Origin of the sequence: Rhizobium sp. Root483D2 (assembly GCF_001426685.1) — a bacterium.
In the GTDB taxonomy this organism is placed as follows: Bacteria; Pseudomonadota; Alphaproteobacteria; order Rhizobiales; family Rhizobiaceae; genus Pararhizobium; species Pararhizobium qamdonense.
In genome coordinates, this window is sequence record NZ_LMFB01000011.1 from 59,255 (window position 1) to 79,855 (window position 20,601).

Consider the following 20,601-nt stretch of genomic DNA (forward strand, 5'->3'; position numbering starts at 1 on the left):
AGGCCGGTCATGCGGCATGCACGTGCTCCCAGGGCGGGAAAGGATCGTTCAGAGCGTCGGCGAGGCGAGGATCAAATCCGGTTTCGGACCCGATCAGACAGTCGTCGAGCGCGGCGCGGATGGCTTTTTCCACAAAGCCTGCTCCGATAAAGACCAGCTCCTGGCGCCGGTCGCCCCAGACTGGGCTCCAATTCCGCTCAAGCAACGCTGCAAATTGCGGATGCCGGGGCCAATGTCCCTTCGGAACGGTGACCCACCACATACCTTTGGATTCGACCCGATGCTGCACGCCGGCAATCGACAGAAGCCCGATCCAGTCCGGCCGGGTTGCCAGCCAGAAATGGCCCTTTGCCCGGATGAGACCCGGCCATTGCCTGTTCAGGAAGTTTTGAAGTTTGGCGGGATCGAAGGGCTGCCGCGCACGGTAAACGAAGCTGGATATGCCATATTCTTCCGTTTCGGGCACATGGTCTCCCCAGCCGTATAATTCCTTATGCCAGAGTGGATGCCGGGCCGATTTTGCTTCGCTGAACAGGCCGGTATCGAGAATGCCGGATAGCGGAACATGGCCGAAATCCGTTTCGATCACGCGCGCGCCGGGATTAAGCGCTGCAACGATTCGGCGCAACGCATCGCGCATCTGCGGCGTCACCTCCGATATCTTGTTGATGACGACGACATCGGCAAATTCGATCTGCTCAACCAGCAGATCGACCAGGGTGCGATGATCGTCATCCGCCCTTGCCTCGCCACGATCGCTCAACAGGTCGGTGCTGGTATAGTCAGTCAGCAGATTGACGGCATCGACGACTGAAACCATCGTATCGAGCCGGGCGATATCGCACAGCGCAGCGCCCGTTTCATCCCGGAAAGAAAATGTCGCCGCGATTGGCAGAGGTTCGGCAATCCCGGTTGCCTCGATCAGCAGATAGTCGAACCGCCCCTCCGCAGCCAGCCTGCGGACTTCGTTCAGCAAATCGTCGCGCAGGGTGCAGCAAATGCAGCCATTCGTCAGCTCCACCAGCGTTTCGTCGGTACGCGACAATTGCGCGCCGCCATCGCGAACGAGATCCGCATCAATGTTGATCTCGCTCATATCGTTGACCAGGACAGCGACGCGAAGACCCTCGCGGTTGCGCAGCACATGGTTCAGGATCGTGGTTTTTCCCGCGCCCAGAAAACCCGCAAGCACTGTCACTGGCAATCTTTTGCCGCCTTGCACGCCCGCCCACTCTGTCATCGCTACGCTGCCAGCTGCGGCCGGAACGCCACATCCACATAGTAGTTGGAGCTGCTGAAACTGCTGGTCGGAAACAGCCCGCTGGCGCCATAGGCATAGACGCCGTTGCCACCGCTCAAGGCCGATGACAACGCATGCAGGTTGCCGTGAGTGACTTCCGAATTGAAGAAGTTGTTTGCGGCCGAGTAATTGCCATTGGTGCTGTAGGAGACGACATAAGTCGTGTTCGCCTGGATCTGGATCTCCTGCGACAGGGAGACGGCTTGCCAGCCGCTGGCGCTTTCGCCGGTAAAGGTGGCACTCGCAAGCAGCGTTCCGGCCGAGTTCCAGAGATAGCCGGTATGAGACCCTGTATTGGCCGCTCCCTTGTAGAAGCGGATTTGGGATATCCATCCCCCCGTATCCGCCTGAAACTTCATCCCGAGATTGACCGGGTTGTTGTCGTTGACCGAGACGATCGTCGGGACCGTGCTGGCACTGAACAGGCTTTGTGTCGCAGCCGGGTTGGTGAAGGTCATCGACGCCGTTGCCGTTGCGGTGCCGCCTCGCCCATCCGAGATGGAATATTTGAAGCTGGCCGGTCCGGTATGGCCATTGGCCGCAGTAAACGTCACAGTGTTCGACTGACTGTTGAACGCGACCGTACCATTGACCGCATCGCTGACACCCGTGAGCGAAATCGGATCGTTATCGGGATCGCTGTCATTGGCAAGCAGAGCTGACGCCTGAATGGTAAAGGGCGTATTGGTGCTTGCGGCAAGACCGGGATCGTTGACGGCGACCGGAGACGCATTCTGCTGCGACCGCTCAAAGAGCACATCAACCCAGTAGTTCGCCGCGTTGTAGCTTCCTGTGGGAAACAGGCTGTTCGTCCCGTAGGCGTAGACGCCATTGCCGCCGCTTGTCGAACTGGACGGGGCAGTCAGCGCGCCATTGGTACGGCTTGTCGTGAAATAGTTCGACGTCACAGCGTAACGGCCATTGGAATGATAGCTCGCCACATAGGTCGTTCCGGCGGTAATCGCCAGCGGTTGCGAAAAGCTCACTGTCTGCCAGCCGCTCGCGGTTTCGCTTGTGAACGTGGCTGTGGCCAGCCGGGTGCCCGAACTGCTCCAGATCGAGCCGGTATGCGTGCCGGTATCCTGCGCGCCCTTGTAATACCGCAACCCGGTGATCGTGCCCGCAGCAGATGAACTGAACTTCATGCCCAGTTCGACGGAGCTTGCATCGGTCGTGGACGTGACAGCTGGCGTATCCGAAAGGCTGAACAGACTTGTTGCCGTCGATGGCGGTTTCACCGTCAAACTGACGGTGGCAGACGCCGTCCCCCCGCGGCCATCCGCGATGGTGTAGCTAAAACTTGCCGCACCGGTGTATCCGGCCGACGGTGTAAACGTTAAGGCATTGGTCTGGCTGTTGAAATTGACTGTTCCGTTGACCGCGCCGTTTGCGCCGGTAATGCTGAGCGCGTCGCCATCCGGATCCGAATCGTTGGCGAGCACAAGCGAGCCGTTGATCGTCAGCGCCGTGTTTTGCTCAGTGATATAGCCATTGTCGTTGCTCGCTGTCGGAGCCGTATTCACCGTCGAGGGGGTAAACAGAACATCCACCCAATAGTTGGCACCGCCGAAACTGTTGCCGGGGAATGTCGTGTTCGTGCCATAGGCATAGACGCCGCCGTTCTGGCCGACGCTCAAGGGCCCTTTGATGTAGGCGGAATTGAAATATCCCGACGACGACGAATAAAAGCCGTTGGTATGATAGGAGGCGACATAGGAAGTGCCCGCCGTGATCTGGATGGCACTGGAAAAATTGACCGTCTGCCAGCCTGAAATCGATTCCCCGGTCGATGTGCCGGTCGCAAGCAGCGTCCCATCGGCCTTCCAAAGGCTGACTTTGTGCGCACCGATATTATAGAGCCCCTTGAAGAACCGCACGCCCTCCACCGCACCGCTGGTACTGGCTTGAAAACGCACACCCAGTTCCACGCCGTCGCGGTCCACTGTCGTCTCAACGGCGGGCTTTGTGGCCTGCGTCCACAGGGTCGAGGCCGTGGGCAGGGTGACGGTGACCTGTTTGCCGGTCGATGGCGTTTCCAGATTGACGCTGTCATCGACGGCCCGTGACTTGATCGTATAGGTGCCGCTTGCCTGCACGACCCAATTGTAGCTCCAGTTTTCGCGGCCAGTGGCCTTGAACCAGGAGAGGCCTCCATCGGTGGAGACTTCGATGCCGGCAATGATGCCGCCGCCGGAATCCTGCGCCGTGCCGGTCACGGTCACATGCTGCCCCTCGACGAAACTCGCGCCGATGATCGGCGACGTGATCGTCGATGTCGGCTTGATATGATCGGGCGATTGCGTCGCAAGGATCAGGCTGGCATCGATCGTCGTGGGCTGAATGCCCATATCGGCGAACATGTTGATCATCGCCTGCTGCACGTTCTTGTCGGTGGGGGTTACTGCCCCCTCATGGGCGGCATTCAACCCCCAGGACCAGAAGACGGTGCCGGCGCCGAACACGAGGGCTCCGCTTTCTGCGCGGTACATGGTTAAACTATGCGTCGCTTCGCCCGGCCCAACCGAGGAGCCATAATCGCGCAGATACGTATCCACCGAAATGTTTGAGAGCGACAGATTGACCAGGCCGGCCGGCCGGAAGCCGTTCTCGACGTCGGAATCCCATTCGTAGCCAAGAAGGTTTTTGACAAGCTCGAAGGTTTGCCCCGGCAGGATGTTCGCCACATCCGTATTGCGCCAGAAGCGAAGGTTGGAATAGTCGTAAGGCACGGAGATCGCGTCCTGCCGGTAGCTGTCCACGGTGAACATGGTGCCGGTCAGCGCATTTTCCGGCTTTTGCCCCGGATCCGCATAGCGGGGATCGCGCCAGGTGCCTGTGCCGATATTGCTCGGATCCGTGCTGGTGCCCCATGTTTCCTTGTAGCAGACCATGGTGCGATACGCAGTGCCGTTGCCGTCGATGCTGTTTTCCCAACGGACCTTCCAGTAGCACTCGTTGCCGCTCCAGAAGGCGAGGTTCACACCGGCGTCGCGCGCCGCCTCGACATTGGTCCGCTGTTCCGCCGACCAGTATTCGTCATGGCCGACCGAGAGAAAGGCCTTATGATTGAGCAGCTGGCTTCCGTTGCGCGTCGCATCGACCCCGGAAATGTAGGAGACGTCGTAGCCGTTCTGTTCGATCCACTGAATGGCGGAATGTTCGGCCCCGAAGATGAAGTCATGGGTGCCCCCCTTGCCGCTGGTATTGGTCACGATCGGGCGGTTATAGCTGATCGCCGAAGCGCGGCCGATGGCGGTGATGCCGCAGCTGCAATTGGGTGGCAGGTAGCCGATCATGTCGTTGGGATCGACCGGAACCTCGCCGAAATAGAGGCTGGCGCCCCCCCATTCATTATAGGCCTGCCAGGTCGTATCCGATGTCTGAAAGACGATATCGCTGGTCGATCCATCGTCGCGGACGATGAATGGCACCATGCTCTGGCCGGCGGTCCCGTCCTCGCGGACCAGCTTTGCAAAATAGACGCCGGAAACGGCATCTGCCGGTACGGCCCAGCTTGCCGAGACCGACCAGTTACCGGCATCAATCAATCCGAGGGACATATCGACAATCGGATGCGGCTGGATCTGTGCCGTGGTCAACGATTTGTCGATGGTCGCGACCTTGCGGGCCCCATCGCCGCCGTAATAACCCAAGCGGTAGATGTCGAGGCGGTAATGCGTCGAATCGGTGGCAATCTTGAAATCAACCGTCTGGCCGATATTCGTGCTGATCTGCGTGGCAAAACCCTGGATATTCGCATCCCCGTCGCCATCGATACCCCACTCGCTACGAGGATTGCCCTGCTTCAGGTTTTCAAGCGCGATTTTATTTGGAGCGGCGGCTGCCGAAGAAGCGGTCTGCGGGGTCATGGCCGTCTCCGGTGCAGCGGCGGTCTCAGCAGCGGCGGGCGCCGGCGCCGTTTCCGTCGAAAAGCTTGTCTCTGAGGCAAACACAGTTTTGGTGACAGAAGCCACGGTCGAAAAGACAGGCAAAGCCGTCTCTGACCGGACAGGATCGCTTTGAACCGCCGATGTCAGCGGCTGGGTGCTGTTTGCGATGAAAGACGTTTCGCTGGGAAGAACGACGGATGCGGTGCTTGGTTCACCAATACCCGCTGCTTTCCCTGCAGGGGCCGGATCAAGCACCGGCGAACCCGTGCTGATCAGCGACATTGACTTTGTAACGGCGGCAGCTGCATCGTTTGAAATATCGGCGCCGGCGCTTGGCGAAAAACCCGCCGATGGCAGGTAAGCGGCGGTAACCCCAGCCTGAAGCGGCGTAGCGATGACGTTCGACGTCACCGCATTTTCCGCACTTGCCCCGGACAACGGACTGTAAACGGTGGTCACACCACCAGACACGCTTAGAAATTCGTCATTCTTAATATTAATTCTCAGCATTTGGCACCGCCCCGATCGCCGTGTGAGACTGACTTATGGAAACCCCATCTTGCCAACTTTCTCGCCGCTGCGAACCGCACCAATCGGGAGTATCCGTGAGGGTTATCCTATCCTCCGATGTGATGAGGGCGGACAGCTTTACAATGACGGTTGCAATGACGAGGGTCGGGAAACTCAACCTTAGGTGCAGTAAAGGTTGGTTTTGGGCGCAAGCCGTATGACACGCTCCTCCGGAGTGGCCCGCCCTCTCCGGGCTGCCGCTTCAAGGGGGGAAGCGCTCGATATCATCGACGTATCATTCGCCAGCTTTGGCAGCATAATCCGCTAGGGCTACCGGCAGGTGCATCGCGCCCAGAAGTTGCTTGGTATACGCATGGCGCGGATGCGCGAAGACATGCTTTGTGGAACCGGCTTGAACCAGTTCGGCCCGGTAGTTGACGCCCACGCGATGGGCCATGTTCCGGATGACCTGTAAATCATGGCTGATGAACAAATATACGGTGCCGTTCTTCCATTGCAGCGTATCGAGCAAGGCCAGGATGCGAGCCTGCACTCTGACGTCGGCTCATCCAGCACGATCAGGCGCGGATTGGTGGCAAAGGCGCAGGCAATAGCGATGCGCTGCCGTTGTCCGCCGGAAAGCTGGCCTGGAAAACGATCTGCATAATCCGCGTAGAGCCCAACCTCTTGCAGAAGCTGTTCGATCTTCGTTTCGGCTCCCTTTGTAGATAGTCCGCCGGCGCGGCGAAGCGGTCCAGCGAGGATACGGCGAATAAGGTGGCGCGAGTTGAGGGTCATGTCCGGAGACTGGAAGACCATTTGCAATGGACGTTTTTCTGCGGCGGAGCGGCGTTCGGCCGCGCAAGACAAAAGCTTGCCGGAAGTTCGATTGTGCCGCTATTGGCTGTTTGCAATCCGGCGATGATTTTGGTCAGTGTGGATTTCCCCAACCCCGACTCCCCGATTAGCCCGAACGTCTCTCCTGGGCCAATCTCGAGCACAATGTCATGCAGAATCGTTTTCGTCCTGTATTTTCCGCCCGATATCGGCTCAGCGCAGGGCCGAGACAGGGCTTTCCTGACGGACAGGCTTTTTTAGCGGTTGGAGCGTGCGGGCGCGGAATGCTGTCCATTAGGCTGCGGGTACAGGCGTGTGAGGGCCGTACAAGGACCCGCTCAGTCTCTCCGGTTTCCCCAATTCTACCCGCCTGCAGGACCCCCACCCGGTCGGCAAGGCTGCGTACAAGGTGGATGTCGTGACTTATGAGCAGATAACTTGTGTTGTGCTTTGTTGCGCATCGTTTGCAGGATGGAGACGATCTCCCGTTTCACTCTGGCATCCACCGCTGTGGGCGGCTCGACCAGGATAACAAGTGCGGGTCTCAAGGCGAGCTCCGTCGCGATCGTAACGCGTTGCTGCATTCCCCCTGAAACCTGATAGGGATAGAGCGCCATCACCTCGTTGGGGAGCCGCGACACTGTGAAAGCTCCGCACCGAGAGCGCTTTTTGCGTCGGAATACGTGGCACCCACCGCTTTATAATTCACCACAGGGCAGATGGCGAGCTTCAGATCGTCCAGCAATTTCATAAGAGTAGCCGCATTAGAAGTGCGGCAGCCTCACTGGATGACGTTTACGTGGTCCGGTCGGGGAGTTGGCCGGATCCAGCCTTAAAGCGTGCGGCCGCGAACCGCTCCATGATATGGAAGCCTGAATCACACGTGCAGTTAAACCGCTTACGTTAGCTTAAAACCGCACATTTAACCAACGTTGCATTACGATTGATAATTTTTCAGCTACACACGTGTATCGCCATTGGTTGAGCCTAGACGACCGTCGCGTTAACTGACCCTTTCAAGCGTTCGCGTATTATTTCGACTGGAGCGCTTCCAGAGTGTAAACGTCTGATATCTTGGACGTCCGACAGATGCCCATTAACGGGTTTACACGACGGCTATTGTTCATGAACGTATGGTTGCCCCACGCAATAGTGGTGTGTTTTCCGGCATGGGCTTATCGGCGTTAACTCATAGGCCATCGGATGAAGCGGAAGATGTTGGATATGACTGTCGATAAAGATCGAACTTCACCTCTGCCGGACGTTGTCCCCTCCTCGCTGCCTGAAGTCGCTGATACCGATCAGGCTGAACAGGCAGGCAATCTTCCTGCGCATCGCGATAGCCTTGCCAGTCGTGCACGTGGTGGTGTAAAGGCCGCCAGTTCCGCCAACACCCGGCGGGCCTATGAGAGCGACTGGAAACATTTTACCGCCTGGTGCCGGCGCCAAGCTCTCTCTCCCCTCCCCCCGGAGCCGCAGATTGTCGGGCTTTATGTGACGGCCTGCGCGTCTGGCGCTGTTGGCGGCGATAAAAAACCGAACTCGGTTTCCACCATTGAGCGCCGGCTTTCGTCGCTGAGCTGGAACTACGCCCAGCGCGGGCTGCCGCTCGATCGCAAGGACCGGCACATTGCCGCGGTCATGGCCGGTATCCGCAACAGTCACGCGAGGCCACCTGTGCAGAAAGAAGCTGTGATGCCGCAGGACATCATTGCCATGCTGGAGACGCTCGACCGGGGGACGCTGCGCGGCTTGCGGGATCGGGCGATGTTGCTGATCGGCTTTGCCGGTGGTCTGCGCCGCTCGGAGATTGTCGGGCTCGATGTCAAGAAGGACCAGACGGAGGATGGCCTTGGGTGGATCGACGTGCTGGACCAGGGGCTGGTTGTCACCTTGCGAGGGAAAACCGGATGGCGTGAGGTCGAGATCGGCCGGGGTTCGTCGGAGACCACCTGTCCTGTCGCAGCATTGGATACATGGCTGACGCTGGCCCGGATTACGCATGGCCCCTTATTCCGGCGCGTGACGGGACAAGGCAAATCTGTAGGAGCCGACAGGCTGAATGATCAGGAGGTTATGCGCCTGGTCAAACGGACCGCCCTTGCGGCCGGTGTGCGTGGAGATCTGACGGAACGCGAGCGCGCGCTCAAATTTTCGGGTCAGTCGCTGCGCGCAGGACTTGCGTCTTCTGCGGAGGTCGACGAGCGTTATGTGCAAAACAACTTGAGTATTCGTCCGACGAAATGACACGCAATTATTAGTGTGGGCGTGACCAGTTCAGGGTCAACTCGACTTAAGCGTCCAGCCTCCGAACGGTTTTGCTATTTTTGGTAATCCGTTACCTCCGAAACAGCTGCTCTTTATCCCTCCCTTCATCGCGCGCTGACCGATACCTTCGGTTTCACGGCCATGGCGTGAATGGTGCGCCACAGGCCGTTTGCGAGAGCGGCGATCAGCGTAATAAGCAGACATTTTGTGGCCTGTAATTTTCAGTCCGCGCGTTGCGTGAATAGGGCTTAGCTCAGGGTGGTAAAGTTAGCAGGTGAGGGGCGGAATCAGATAACGATAGTATCATGGTCAAATCGGCGATTTACCGATGTCGTGTCTGGCAGACTGCGCGCAAAGCTAGCTGACGTATTTTGAGTGCATCGTTTGCGAAATGCCATAGACTACTAAATGGGTATCAGTTTTCGCGGTCTTGGCAGCGCAGGTTCTGACGCCTCCACTCATCGCCTTTTTCCGCAAGCTCATGCGCAAAGTTGTACATGTACAACGCTGATCCTATTCGGTTCGTAAACCTGTTTCCGTAGCAGGTTATCCGGCCATGTTGCGAAGTTATGGTCACTACCATTTGCATCTTCAAAGACGCGTCACCACGCAGGACGATTCTCTACAAAGATCGGAGCCGTCGGTCTGCAAATTCTCCGGTCGCGGATGCCAAAGGGCGTGTGCGCGATGGCAGCCCGATACTGGTTATACAAGCCGACCTGACAAATAGCTCATAGCTAAGTTGAATAGCGACCAAAAAAACGATTGCTCTTGACCTGAGACCCTTGTTCCCTCCAACTGTCGGAAGAGTCTCGAGTTTTCTTGCTCTGAGCCCAAACCTTGGATCGCCGGGGATTAGAGTTTCCGGGCTTTCATCACGATGACGGGCTGGTGGCGCCACAGGGATTATGTATCGCAATCGGGACGTTATATCCGATTGCGGCGCCGTTCGGCAGGCAGATCTTGGTCGGGCAGGATTCCTTCAGGACGTCGACGATCCCGGAGCGCTCCGCGTCCGAGATCGATTGGGTGGCAAGAACAACGGCGCAGTTGGCCTTTCTCAGCACCTTCAACCATTCGCGGATCTTGTCCCGAAACACCGGGTGACCGAGCATCAGCCAAGCCTCATCGAGGATGATCAGGCTGGGTGCGCCGGTAAGTCGTTTCTCGATGCGCCGAAACAGGTAGGTGAGAACGGGGACGAGATTGCGCTCGCCCATGTTCATCAGCTCCTCGATCTCGAAGCACTGGAACGCGCCAAGAGTCAGACCGTCCTGCTCGGCATCGAGCAACTGGCCCATCGGACCATCGACGGTGTAATGATGCAGCGCGTCCTTGAACTCGCGCATCTGCACGCCGGAGACAAAGTCTGAGAGCGAGCGGCCCCGCGATTCTGCCATCAGCGCCAACTGCCTGGAGATGGCGTTGCGATAGTCCGGGATTATGGTCACACCTTGCAGCGCCACCAGCATCTCGATCCACTCGGAGGCCCAGTGAGAATGGCGCTGATCACCTCATCACGACTAGCGCCATGTTTTTTCGCCTCCGACACATGAAACGGGAGACCGCTGTCCAGCCGTGCGGCTGCGAGTATCCCAATATACACAAGCGCCTCAGTTTTCGGGTCCAGCTGCGAGGCCGCTCCCACTTTCTTTACAGCGTCTAACCACGCCTCCTGATAGGCAGGCGCTTCCTTCATGAACACCTGAAAGGCGTCACTGATACGCGTCGATTCCATCATATATCCTTCACTTTTACAATGAGCCACTTTCGCAGGCGCCTGCGTGCATTGGCATAGGGCGATGCTGTGTTGAACTAGATCATTCGACCCATCGTCCATTTCTCATACCAAGAACGGCTGTATAGATTGTCGTTACTACGGGCTTCGACCAACGACACGATCCGTGCCTTTGCCACTCCCATACGCTCAATGAGATCGAGATAGGGAATGCCCTCATAGTCGCGATAGAACTTCTGAGCGAGGCGGCCCAACTCGTCCCATTTGAAGCCGGTTTCGGGGAAATCCACCGACTTGCCTTCCGCTTCCCGGTCGAGCCATTTCAGGACCAGCTCATTCCATCCGACCAGATAGGCGACCAGATTTGCAACGCTCATCTGCGTTCCCTTGGCATGGCCCTCCAAGCTGCATTCGCCGACCACTGACAGCGGGACGCCGCGCAAGTCGATGATAAGCTTATCGAAGTTTGTATTTATCGCTTTAAGCAATTCGTCTTTGTTTGTGGGGACCGCCATACTTTCCTACCTTGTCGCGGAACTCCGAGGCGTTGTTCGATTTTTCGCCTGACATCTGCGATGCCGCAAAAGCCTTATTTCTGCAACAGATTCCCGGAGTGTTATTTCATGCTGAAAATCAAAGTCCGGACGCCTTGGTGAGATTGACCCGGAAGCGGTCGCGCCGGCGCTGATATCGTCGGGTCATTTCGGCACTGGCGTGGCCAAGCTGTTTCTGCACATAACGTTCGTCAACGTCCGCCGAGGACGCGAGACCCGCCCGCAGGGAATGCCCGGAGAACTTGAAGGCGCGCTCGATCTCGCTGAGATCGCCGCGAACACCGGCCGCCATCGCAGTCCGCTTCACCAGCCGGGCGACTTCCTTGCCGTTCAGTCGCTCCGAGCCAACAGCCTTTCCTTGCCCCGTCACGCGGCGAAAGAGGGGGCCATGCGCCAGCTTGGCAAACTTGATCCAGGTTTCGACGGCCACAATCGGACACGTGGAGTTTGAAGAGCCACGGCCAATTTCGACCTCCCGCCAGCCCGTTTTACCGCGCAGGGTCACAAGCATACCCTTGTTGAGAATCTCGATCCAACCGCGGCCGTCTTCGGTTTGCTCCGCCTTCAGATCAAGACCGACGATTTCGGAGCGACGAAGACCGCCGGCAAAGCCGACCAGCAACATGGCGCGGTCGCGCAGGCCGCGCAGCGAACCGCGGTCGAGCGTCTCGACCATGGAGATGATATCTTCGGCCATGACTGCTTCCTTCTGAACAGGAGGGCGGGCGTGGCTGTTGCGAATGCCGGCCATCACGGTGGCGATATGCCGGTCTTTGCGGTCAAGCGTCAGCCCGCGCTGCGCGTAGTTCCAGGATAGTGACGAGAGGCGACGTTCGATTGTGGAAACGGAGTTCGGCTTTACACCTCGCTCTGCCGCCCCCGAAGCGCAGGCAGTGATGTAAAGCCCGACGGTGTGTGGATGCGGGGGGAGGGGAGAGAGGCCGGATCGCCGGCACCAGGCAGAAAAATGCTTCCAGTCCGAGGCGTAAGCCTTGCGGGTATTGGCGGAACTCGCCGCCTCGACATACCCCCGGGCGCGGTCAGCCAGGCCTGCGAGATGGGCCAGCGTCTGATCCGGACCGGCGAGAGAGGGGAGGGGGCTGTCGCCCGACACCTCCGGCGAGGAAACATCACGCCCAGACGCCGTGCTGAGAGACAGCGCCGAGGTCTTCTCGACGTGAATTTCGGTGTTTTGCTCGATGATTTGGGCCATTTCTCTATAATGAGCATAATGTCCGATAATGCAACATTATCGGACGTATTTATGTTACGACGTGGCGTGCGGTTCGGATGAAAATAACTGGCTAGAACCGCGCACATGATTTACTCGCCGGCGGACTAAAAGAATGCAAAGCGGCTTGCCGGCACGGTATTGCGCCAATTGCTGATATAGAATTTAAAAAAAGGGAAGTTGGCAAGCGATTGGACAGATCGTGTCAGTTCCCCACACCTTGGCTGATGTTGGGTGTCGGAAAAAGTAATCAAAGTTTAAAACCGAAACCGGATTGTCAACGTGCGCGCCCTAGGCGCACTTCCTCATGAGCGGCCGGTCCTTACGGGCGGCAAGCCTCGTTGTAACTGGAGCGGTCTAATGGGGCTGCGGTATCGCGTCCGAGAATATTTCGAGGGTTGTGTGTCAACGGCAAGAGTTCCAGTAGCGCGCCATTTCCCCTTCTGCTGTATCCAACGGTCCTCTTTCAACCATGGGATTTGCCTTCGTTCACCCAAGTAAATCCATCACGTATCCCATTTGTCCGACTTATTGATGATTAACCCAACAGGACATTCCTTAAAAATCTCCCAAAGCGGTATTTCATCTGCCGTCCAGACCCGGTTGGATAAGATGTCTTGAACGGGCGATCTGAACAATGCGGGTATTCGCAAAACCGTATCTTCCCAAAATTCTTGAGGTATCTGTAAGGTCTGCGGTAAGACATGCCCGTAGACCATTCGTGGCGCAGCGGTGATTGCCAATTTTCCATCCAAAATGCGCGCGAAGGCCATGAGGTTTTCCCTACGTCGGCCGAAAGCCTCTATAGGGAGATAAATGCCCAAGTTGAAAAGCTCAGCATTTTGCCTACGAAAGTTCACCACCTTTCGTATCAGCTGAGCCTTTTGATGCCGTATGTCGATCCGCTTGGTTTCGGCGTCCAGTTTATCACCGTCGTTAGCGGCGAGGGCGGCAAGCGCCGCAAAATCAACGGGTCTGCGGTTGTCCGGGTCAACCAAGCTGAAATCCAGACCTTCTGTTCCCTGGTAGATATCCGGGACGCCGGGCGCGGTCAGTTTGATGAGAGTCTGGGAAAGACTGTTGATGAACCCTGCGTCGATAAACGGCCCTATCGTGCGGCTGAAATCATCGAGAAAGACCTTGTTTTCCGGCGAAACCAATCGGTCCGCGTAAGCCAGCACAGCCTTCTCGTAATTTTCGTTTGGCCCTGCCCATTCCGTGCGAAGCTTTGCTTCCCTGACCGCTTTCTCCACGTAACCCACAAACCGTTCCCGCAGATTGGTCGGCTGCCCGTCAGCGCCTCCCTCCATCCAGACGCCTGCCAGCGCCTGGTACAACATCCATTCGATGTTGGACTCTGGAGCGCTCCCATCAGGCAGAGTGGCAAGAGCGGATCGGTTCATCTCGCGCCATCGGCTGACCCCTTCGATCCACCGAGACGGCGCTTCCGAAAGAGTATAGAGCCGTGCACGCGCGTCTTCGCCTCGTTTGGTGTCGTGTGTCGCTGTGGCGGAAAGCGCGGTGGCCTGCGTTTTTGAGCGGATCGTCATTTTGGAATGGAAAGCTGAGACGCCGCCTGGGGCCTTTTCTGGCTCTCCACCCACCTCGTTTGCGGCGATCAGTCTGTTGAACCGATAGAATAGCGTGTCTTCCAGAGCTTTTGCCATGATCGGACCGCTCAATTGCTGGAAGCGGACGCGGAACTCGAAGGCTGCATCGCCTTTAAGCTCTCCCAGAACAATCTTCTCGATGAGGTCGACGCCGTTCCCATGGCGCGTCATTCGGCGTGCGTCATCAACGACTTTGTGCAGGACTTGGCTGTCCTCAGCTGGAAGAATGCCTTCGAAACCGTACGTGCGGTAGACCGGAAATGCGATCAGCATTTCGCGGATAGCTTCTAGCAAAGCGGCTGGGTCGATCCCCGTACCAGTTGCAGAAGCCAGATTAACCAGCCTGTCGACTTCGCCTGCGAAGTTTCGCTCGACCATTTCTCGCTTGGCTTTGCGTAGTTCACGCTGGAAGTCTGCTCTTTCAGGCGCGATCGCTGCATAGGCATTTTGCAGCGTTTTCACGCCATCGTCATCAATGTAGAGGTCCGATAGGGCGGAGATGAATTCATATCCCGTCGTTCCCGAAACTGGCCACGATGTGGGTAGCCACTCGCTAGGTCCCAAAATTTTCTCGACCGTGATGTATGTCTGCGGTCCGACCGCGTCTCGAAGAGTGTCGAGATAACCGGTCGGGTCGGCAAGGCCATCCACGTGGTCGATCCGCAGCCCTTGTACTCGCCCAGCTTCTACTAGATCCAGAATCAGGCGGTGGGTATCCTGAAACACCCGTTCGTCTTCGACCTTCATTCCAACGAGGCCCGCGACTTCAAAAAACCGTCTGTAGCTCAGGTTCGATGCCGCCTCTTTGTAGTTCATCAGCATCCAGTGTTGTGCTGCAAGAAGCGCTTGCATTTTCTCGGGGCGGCTCGAAATCTCATCCAGTTTGGAGTCGTCTCGGTTCACCATTGCAGAGACCATGGCTGCGGTTTCGTCGCTTATGGGAAACATGGTCTCGAAATACGCGACGGCCAGCGAGCGATCTCGAGGATCGCGAACGAGTCGAACCTCGTTGGCGGCGATCGCCGGCCCGAGATCTTTGCCAAGGACAGGTAGCGTCAACTTATTCGACCAATCGATGTCGAAATGTCGTGCGTACAGGCTGTGCTCTCCATGACGAAGTACATCGCGCCACCATGCGTTCTCAACCGATGCCGCCATGTGATTGGGCACAATGTCCAGGATCAAATCCAGGCCGGCTTCCTTCAGCCTGCTCGACATCCGCTCGAATCCTTCGCGACCGCCTATTGCCGGATCAATCACATTGGGGTCCACGACGTCGTAACCATGTGTCGAGCCTTCAACCGCGGCAAAAATCGGCGAGGCATAAAGGTGGCTGATGCCGAGGTTCTGTAGATGCGGGATGAGATCAATCGCTGTATCGAATGTCACACCGTTTCGAAACTGCAGGCGATAAGTGGCGGAAGGGATCATATGTTTCTCCTGGGGGGGGCCGTGCCGCCCTGTAACTCTTGGCATCGATATCTGTTCCGGAGCCGTTATGAGCAGTGGAACAGATCGACGACGCGATAGTTCATGGGCGCACCTTATCTCGAAACTTTCCAGGAGGCCGACATGGCAAGGTTCGACTTCGGGCCGGTCACAACAGAAAACACAACCGTTTTTAGGCTGTGGGCACCACTTCAGGAGCAGGTAACTTTGCGCATCGTGGACCGCGGTGACCTTGTCATGAACCAGCGCTACGAAGGATGGCATATCGTACAGGTGTCAGATGCGGGACCGGGCACACAGTACGGCTTCGTCCTGGCCGACGGCCTCGTCGTTCCGGATCCGGGGTCTCGCCATCAGCCTGACGACGTTCATGGCCCGAGCGAACTGGCCGATCTCCATTATCAGTGGAAATGTACCCAGTGGTATGGTCGTCCATGGGAAGAAACGGTCATCTATGAATTGCACGTAGGTACGTTTACGCAGGAGGGGACCTTCCTCTCCGCGATCGATCGTCTCGACCATCTCAGGGATCTCGGCGTCACGGCGATCCAGATAATGCCCATCAGCGATTTTCCTGGCCGCTTGAACTGGGGCTACGACGGCGTTTTACCCTACGCTCCCGACAGCGCGTACGGCCGACCGGAAGATCTGCAGCAGCTGATCGACGAGGCGCACCTGCGCGGCATCTGTGTTTTCCTGGACGTGGTCTATAATCACTTCGGTCCAGATGGAAACTACATGCCTTCCTATGCGCCGCTGTTCACGAACAAGCATCGGACACCGTGGGGCAATGGGCTCAACTTTGACGGAGAGCAATCGAAATTGGTGCGTGAATTCATCGTCCAGAACGCAGAATACTGGATTCGAGAGTTCAAGATGGATGGCTTACGGCTCGATGCGGTACACGCGATCGACGATGACAGCGCGCGGCACATTCTTCATGAGATCGCAGATCGCGCGAGGGCAGCAGCGCCCGAACGGCACATTCATCTGATCGTGGAAAATGAGGACAACGACGCGACGCTGCTCGAAAGAAACGACGATGGACGCCCCTTCCTCTATACGGCGCAGTGGAACGACGACATTCATCACGTGCTGCACGTTGATGGTACCGGGGAGACCTTTGGGTACTACAAGGACTACGCAAAGGACGACCCTGCCAAACTGGGCAAGGCTTTGGCCGAGGGTTTTGTCTTCCAGGGGCAGCACATGAATTACCGGGGGAAAGAGAGGGGCACGCCGAGTGCCGATTTGCCCCCGACGGCATTTATTTCCTTTATTCAGAACCACGACCAGATTGGCAACCGCGCAGAGGGGGACAGGGTCGTCGCCGCTCAGTCTCGCGAAAGGCTTAAAGCGCTCGCCGCGGTCTACTTGCTTGCGCCTCAGATCCCGATGATCTTCATGGGAGAGGAGTGGGGTGCTCGCGCACCATTTCCGTATTTTTGCGACTTTGCTCCTGAGCTGAACGAAAAGGTTCGGCAAGGAAGGCGAGAGGAGCTTTCGCGGCTGCCGTGTTTCGACGGCGATGACGCACTGGATCCGACGGATGAAGCCACCTTCCGCAATGCCAAATTGAACTGGGAAGAAACCAGCGGTGTGAACGAGTACCTGGAATTGTACCGCGACTTGCTATCGATAAGGCGGAAATCGATTGTTCCGTTGCTAGCCCATGGTGCGGGTCGACAGGCATCCTATCAGACGGTTGGCCATGCGATCGCGGTAAGCTGGCGGTTCCGAGACAACATACTGCACCTTCTTGCTAACCTCTCTTCCACTCCGGTGACGAATTCCGTAGGGGAGCAGGGAGTTGCTCTTTTTAACCAAGGCGAAGTTGATCGTGAGCAGATCGGAGCTTGGAGCGTCCGCTGGAGCATTGAGGAACACAAAGCACCTGGGGGCTGACGAGCAATGGGTTCTTGCCATCACGCACTTGAAATGCTCCGGAAAGTCGTCAATGAGAAAAATCAGACAGAGTTAAACAAGAGCTGACGATTGACCCAACGAGGGCACGATTACGATCGCAAAACCGACACGTCGGGCTACGATCCGAGCCTAGACAGGGGCTGCGGGAGGTTGGGGGTTTGAATCGATCACCCCATCGCAGAAGGCCATCCCCGACCCAAAGAATTCCAGGGGAATATTGGTGTCCGGATTGGAGGCGGCAATCGACTCTGCCATTATTTTCGTGGCGGTCAACAGCGATGCCCGTGACTGTGGCTATTCCACGACTTGTTGAGTGCGGATCTATCCAATATGGAACTAACGCGTCAGGCCGCTACGCCTCATTTTGACGTGACACGATCTTTGCATGACGCTCGGCAATCTCAAACAAGGCCGCCGCCGTTTCTTCTCTTGCCCAACTTGCACGAAACGCTTCTTCAAATAGTTGTTGCACCTTACCGTCCAACGCCTCCACGCAGTCTGAGTCGCGCGCTGCATACTGGCCATCAAAAACTGGGGGTTTCACTGGGTGCATTTGCAGATCCTACGCGATTTTTTTTCACATCACACTTTCGCTCTATGAAGGTCTAACCTGATTGGGTCCAAGACCAATCCCAACTTCTGCTGCGGCGGATTGGAAAATCGTACGGGCCTCTTCAACCGGCGTGACGCCCTCCAGAGCTTCCATGCAGGCCGCCTTACACTTCATGTAGAGCTCACCGTCTTCCGTGGGCCAAATTGCCAAAAGATAATCCAATGCTTCTTGCGGCCCGCTCACGGATACCCTGCCGCTGCTAGGGAACTGCAGCTCAACGGGTATGTTCCAGGAAATACTCATCGATTCTCCACCGCATCTGTAACGACACCAGATTATTGTCGCGCTTTCAATGCAACAGGTTTGCTTCCTTCGCTGCGACCACGAAAATCTCCCGGGCCTCTTCCGCATCCTTGCGACCTGCGATCGCAGCGCGGCATAGACTGCGAGCTTTTACATAACCTGCTCCACGCAGGTTTGGCCATTCGTCCATCATTACTACCAGTGCCTCGAACGGGCCGTCGACCCGGACATCGCCGCTTTTTGGGACTTGGATATTTACGGGCTCGTGCCATTTGGCCGACATGGAATTCTCCGTACATTTTGTAAGACGTGACGGGGCATAAAACTGAGTCATTTGATTTTTGTTCCCAGGCGGCTGACCACTGACATGACCGGCCCACTTCCTTCTTCCACCCCGAAGCGCTCTTCCAGCTTAGCACGATTGGCGGCGCGGCGGCCGAGACTGCGGGTATCGTAGTTCGCCGGAATGTAAGGATCCGTTTCCGGATTCCAAACATCCATGTCAATCCCGTTGACTATACCTATTAAATTGTCACGCCGCGCCGATAAGATACCCTGGAGGCCCATCCCCAAATCCTCGGTAAGGATTTCGCGCGCGTAGGTGGGGCTTACCGTCGTGACCGCGTCGGCCAAGGTGACGCCAGCTTTGAGAAAGCCGATGCCCCATAGGATTCAATTATTTCTGTCGAGAAGAATTCACTCGGCAGCTGAAGCTCGCCGAAGATTTCTTGCGAAAATTGACCTTGAAACGCGAGGTTGTGGATTGAAAGCACGACAGGCACTGCCCCGATCGCCTTCAAATACGCAGCCGCAAGGCCACTTTGCCAATCATGTGCACGACGTCCGGCCGCCAACCACCAAGGCCATTCGCGGCGATCTGTGCCGTCGCAGACGACAGGGCGGCAAAGCGTCTCCAGTTGTCACTGTAGTCCGCTCCTTCGCGATCCAAATAGGGGCCGCCATCGCGGTAGAAGAGAACCGGGCAGTCACAATGATCACAGCCATCCCGTCATGGCGACCTGAATAAAACCTTGCAGTCTCGCCTAGCAGCTCCACGTCAGCCTCGTTGCGCACGTCGACCAGTTTTTCGAGAGTACCCGCATAGCCGGGCATGATTGTCCGGGTGTAGATGCCGTACGAGGTCAACGCTTTCGGAAGCGCACCAGTCACGTCTGCCAATCAGCCAGTTTTCATGAGCGGATAAACTTCCGATGCGGCTGACAAGACTTGCATGCATTGAACTTCAGGAAACTAGCGGCGGCCTTGCCGATGAACAGGCGTCATTTGGTATACAGTCGGCCGATCTAGATCATGATCTCCCCCCCTGTCACTGGGATGACAGCGCCCGTCATATAGCTACCAAGATCGGATGCGAGGAGTACATAAGCCCCTGCAAGTTCCGCTGGCTGTCCGGCACGGCCGATGAGCGTCTGCTTGCCGAACGATGCAGACTTTTCGGGCGGCATCGTTGATGGGATAAGCGGCGTCCAAATCGGGCCAGGGGCAACCGCATTGACCCGGATCCCCTTGTCGGCAACCATTTCCGCGAGGCCGGCTGTGAAATTTGAAACGGCCCCTTTTGTTGAAGCATAGGCAAGCAAGGATGATGAAGGCTGCCGTGATTGGATCGATGTCGTGTTGATAATGGAGCTGCCTGGCTTCATGTGGCGTACTGCGGCCCTTGAGAGATAAAAGGGGGCGTAGATATTCGTCCGGAAGGTCTCATCCCATTCGTCGGCAGGGATGTCCTCGATGGAATTATAGGTTCGTTGAAAGGCGGCATTGTTAACGAGGACGTCAATGCTTCCCAGTTCTTCGACGGCCCTCTCCACCAAGGCATTGCAGAAGGCCTCGCTCTTGATATCACCAGGGGCGACCGCAGCTTGGCGACCAGCCTTCCGTACCCAGCGGGCCGTCTCTTCCGCGTCTTCGTGCTCGCTCAGATACGACACCAGGATATCTGCGCCCTCGCGGGCAAAAGCGATCGCTACCGCTCGGCCGATACCGGAATCTCCACCTGTGATCAACGCCACTTTGCCTTCAAGACGCCCTGATCCTTTGTATGATTGCTCGCCATGATCAGGCACCGGCTGCATGAGCTTGGTCTCGCCTGGAGGTGCCTGCTCTTGTTTGGGCTGAGGCGGCATTGGGCGATTGTCTTGAGGCATGGCGATCTCCTGATTGATTGGCATCGGAGAACGACCCAAACCAAAAGAGGTTCCCCGGCGTTCGCACACGCGCAAATCATTCGACACGCCATTACAATCGCAAGCCTCGTCCATAATTGGGCTATGCCGTCACCTTAAAGATTTCAAATTTCAATGTACCAGTGTTCATCGAAGTCTCACTCGCCGGTTCGTATCCCTTCGAGAACACTGATATGTGACGGCACGGCGCGGAGAAATTTTCCTCCACCGCGCGTGCCAGAGTTT

At 57.0% G+C, this 20,601-nt stretch carries 14 protein-coding genes and 2 pseudogenes; 2 read left to right on the plus strand and 14 right to left on the minus strand.

Annotated features, from left to right (window positions below):
* Positions 1 to 7: 7 nt before the first annotated feature.
* From ASD32_RS09340 to ASD32_RS30650, 3 genes are all read right to left on the minus strand, one after another.
* The gene (locus ASD32_RS09340; RefSeq protein ID WP_200953587.1) at positions 8 to 1,240 is read right to left on the minus strand and encodes a GTP-binding protein; all 1,233 of its coding nucleotides are present in this window, start codon (positions 1,238 to 1,240) and stop codon (positions 8 to 10) included.
* Positions 1,241 to 1,242: 2 nt separating this feature from the next.
* Positions 1,243 to 5,700 carry a DUF4082 domain-containing protein gene (locus ASD32_RS09345; protein ID WP_060637761.1) on the minus strand — a complete coding sequence of 1,486 codons (4,458 nt, stop codon included), beginning with the start codon at positions 5,698 to 5,700 and terminating at the stop codon, positions 1,243 to 1,245.
* Positions 5,701 to 5,995: 295 nt separating this feature from the next.
* Positions 5,996 to 6,253 carry a hypothetical protein gene (locus ASD32_RS30650; RefSeq protein ID WP_060637762.1) on the minus strand — a complete coding sequence of 86 codons (258 nt, stop codon included), beginning with the start codon at positions 6,251 to 6,253 and terminating at the stop codon, positions 5,996 to 5,998.
* 1,487 nt (positions 6,254 to 7,740) lie between these two features.
* Here ASD32_RS30650 and ASD32_RS09355 point away from each other — a divergent pair.
* Positions 7,741 to 8,798: pseudogene (locus ASD32_RS09355) on the plus strand (tyrosine-type recombinase/integrase).
* Between the two features lie 945 nt (positions 8,799 to 9,743).
* On the opposite strand, the pseudogene ASD32_RS09360 reads toward ASD32_RS09355, so the two are convergent.
* From ASD32_RS09360 to treY, 5 genes and pseudogenes are all read right to left on the minus strand, one after another.
* A pseudogene (locus ASD32_RS09360) lies at positions 9,744 to 10,298 on the minus strand (conjugal transfer protein TrbE); the annotation flags it as partial.
* Entirely contained in the window at positions 10,253 to 10,546 is a 294-nt protein-coding gene (locus ASD32_RS09365; protein WP_060637764.1) for a carboxymuconolactone decarboxylase family protein, read from the minus strand. The gene ASD32_RS09365 and the pseudogene ASD32_RS09360, both read right to left, overlap by 46 nt.
* Positions 10,547 to 10,620: 74 nt before the next feature.
* Positions 10,621 to 11,058 (minus strand): ClbS/DfsB family four-helix bundle protein, encoded by a 438-nt coding sequence (locus ASD32_RS09370; RefSeq protein ID WP_060637765.1) that lies wholly within the window; start codon positions 11,056 to 11,058, stop codon positions 10,621 to 10,623.
* A gap of 118 nt (positions 11,059 to 11,176) precedes the next feature.
* Positions 11,177 to 12,310 (minus strand): tyrosine-type recombinase/integrase, encoded by a 1,134-nt coding sequence (locus tag ASD32_RS09375; RefSeq protein ID WP_060637766.1) that lies wholly within the window; start codon positions 12,308 to 12,310, stop codon positions 11,177 to 11,179.
* A gap of 524 nt (positions 12,311 to 12,834) precedes the next feature.
* Entirely contained in the window at positions 12,835 to 15,369 is a 2,535-nt protein-coding gene (gene treY / locus ASD32_RS09380) for a malto-oligosyltrehalose synthase (protein ID WP_060637767.1), read from the minus strand.
* A 141-nt stretch (positions 15,370 to 15,510) separates the two neighbouring features.
* On the opposite strand from treY, the gene treZ reads away from it, so the two are divergent.
* A complete protein-coding gene (gene treZ / locus ASD32_RS09385; protein ID WP_060637796.1) occupies positions 15,511 to 17,292 on the plus strand; it encodes a malto-oligosyltrehalose trehalohydrolase in 1,782 nt (593 codons plus the stop codon).
* A 373-nt stretch (positions 17,293 to 17,665) separates the two neighbouring features.
* On the opposite strand, the gene ASD32_RS09390 is transcribed toward treZ, so the two are convergent.
* From ASD32_RS09390 to ASD32_RS09415, 6 genes are all read right to left on the minus strand, one after another.
* Entirely contained in the window at positions 17,666 to 17,866 is a 201-nt protein-coding gene (locus ASD32_RS09390; RefSeq protein ID WP_060637768.1) for a hypothetical protein, read from the minus strand.
* 42 nt (positions 17,867 to 17,908) lie between these two features.
* Positions 17,909 to 18,169, minus strand: coding sequence for a DUF982 domain-containing protein (locus ASD32_RS09395; protein WP_060637769.1), 261 nt, complete (start codon positions 18,167 to 18,169; stop codon positions 17,909 to 17,911).
* 46 nt (positions 18,170 to 18,215) lie between these two features.
* Entirely contained in the window at positions 18,216 to 18,452 is a 237-nt protein-coding gene (locus tag ASD32_RS09400; protein WP_060637770.1) for a DUF982 domain-containing protein, read from the minus strand.
* Positions 18,453 to 18,499: 47 nt separating this feature from the next.
* Positions 18,500 to 18,841 (minus strand): glycogen/starch synthase, encoded by a 342-nt coding sequence (locus ASD32_RS09405; protein WP_082546716.1) that lies wholly within the window; start codon positions 18,839 to 18,841, stop codon positions 18,500 to 18,502.
* Positions 18,842 to 18,997: 156 nt separating this feature from the next.
* Positions 18,998 to 19,339, minus strand: coding sequence for a hypothetical protein (locus tag ASD32_RS30935; protein ID WP_280139422.1), 342 nt, complete (start codon positions 19,337 to 19,339; stop codon positions 18,998 to 19,000).
* A gap of 134 nt (positions 19,340 to 19,473) precedes the next feature.
* Complete coding sequence (locus tag ASD32_RS09415; protein ID WP_200953588.1) at positions 19,474 to 20,337, minus strand: SDR family oxidoreductase; 864 nt, start codon at positions 20,335 to 20,337, stop codon at positions 19,474 to 19,476.
* Positions 20,338 to 20,601: the final 264 nt, after the last annotated feature.

Bases quoted from the DNA above. Each gene is read 5' to 3' on its own strand.
- ASD32_RS09395 (WP_060637769.1), bottom strand. From the start codon at position 18,169: ATGAGTATTTCCTGGAACATACCCGTTGAGCTGCAGTTCCCTAGCAGC.
- ASD32_RS09365 (WP_060637764.1), bottom strand. From the start codon at position 10,546: ATGATGGAATCGACGCGTATCAGTGACGCCTTTCAGGTGTTCATGAAG.
- ASD32_RS09415 (WP_200953588.1), bottom strand. From the start codon at position 20,337: ATGCCTCAAGACAATCGCCCAATGCCGCCTCAGCCCAAACAAGAGCAG.
- ASD32_RS09400 (WP_060637770.1), bottom strand. From the start codon at position 18,452: ATGTCGGCCAAATGGCACGAGCCCGTAAATATCCAAGTCCCAAAAAGC.
- treY (WP_060637767.1), bottom strand. From the start codon at position 15,369: ATGATCCCTTCCGCCACTTATCGCCTGCAGTTTCGAAACGGTGTGACA.
- ASD32_RS09345 (WP_060637761.1), bottom strand. From the start codon at position 5,700: ATGCTGAGAATTAATATTAAGAATGACGAATTTCTAAGCGTGTCTGGT.
- ASD32_RS09390 (WP_060637768.1), bottom strand. From the start codon at position 17,866: ATGCACCCAGTGAAACCCCCAGTTTTTGATGGCCAGTATGCAGCGCGC.
- ASD32_RS09370 (WP_060637765.1), bottom strand. From the start codon at position 11,058: ATGGCGGTCCCCACAAACAAAGACGAATTGCTTAAAGCGATAAATACA.
- ASD32_RS09375 (WP_060637766.1), bottom strand. From the start codon at position 12,310: ATGGCCCAAATCATCGAGCAAAACACCGAAATTCACGTCGAGAAGACC.
- treZ (WP_060637796.1), top strand. From the start codon at position 15,511: ATGGCAAGGTTCGACTTCGGGCCGGTCACAACAGAAAACACAACCGTT.
- ASD32_RS09340 (WP_200953587.1), bottom strand. From the start codon at position 1,240: ATGACAGAGTGGGCGGGCGTGCAAGGCGGCAAAAGATTGCCAGTGACA.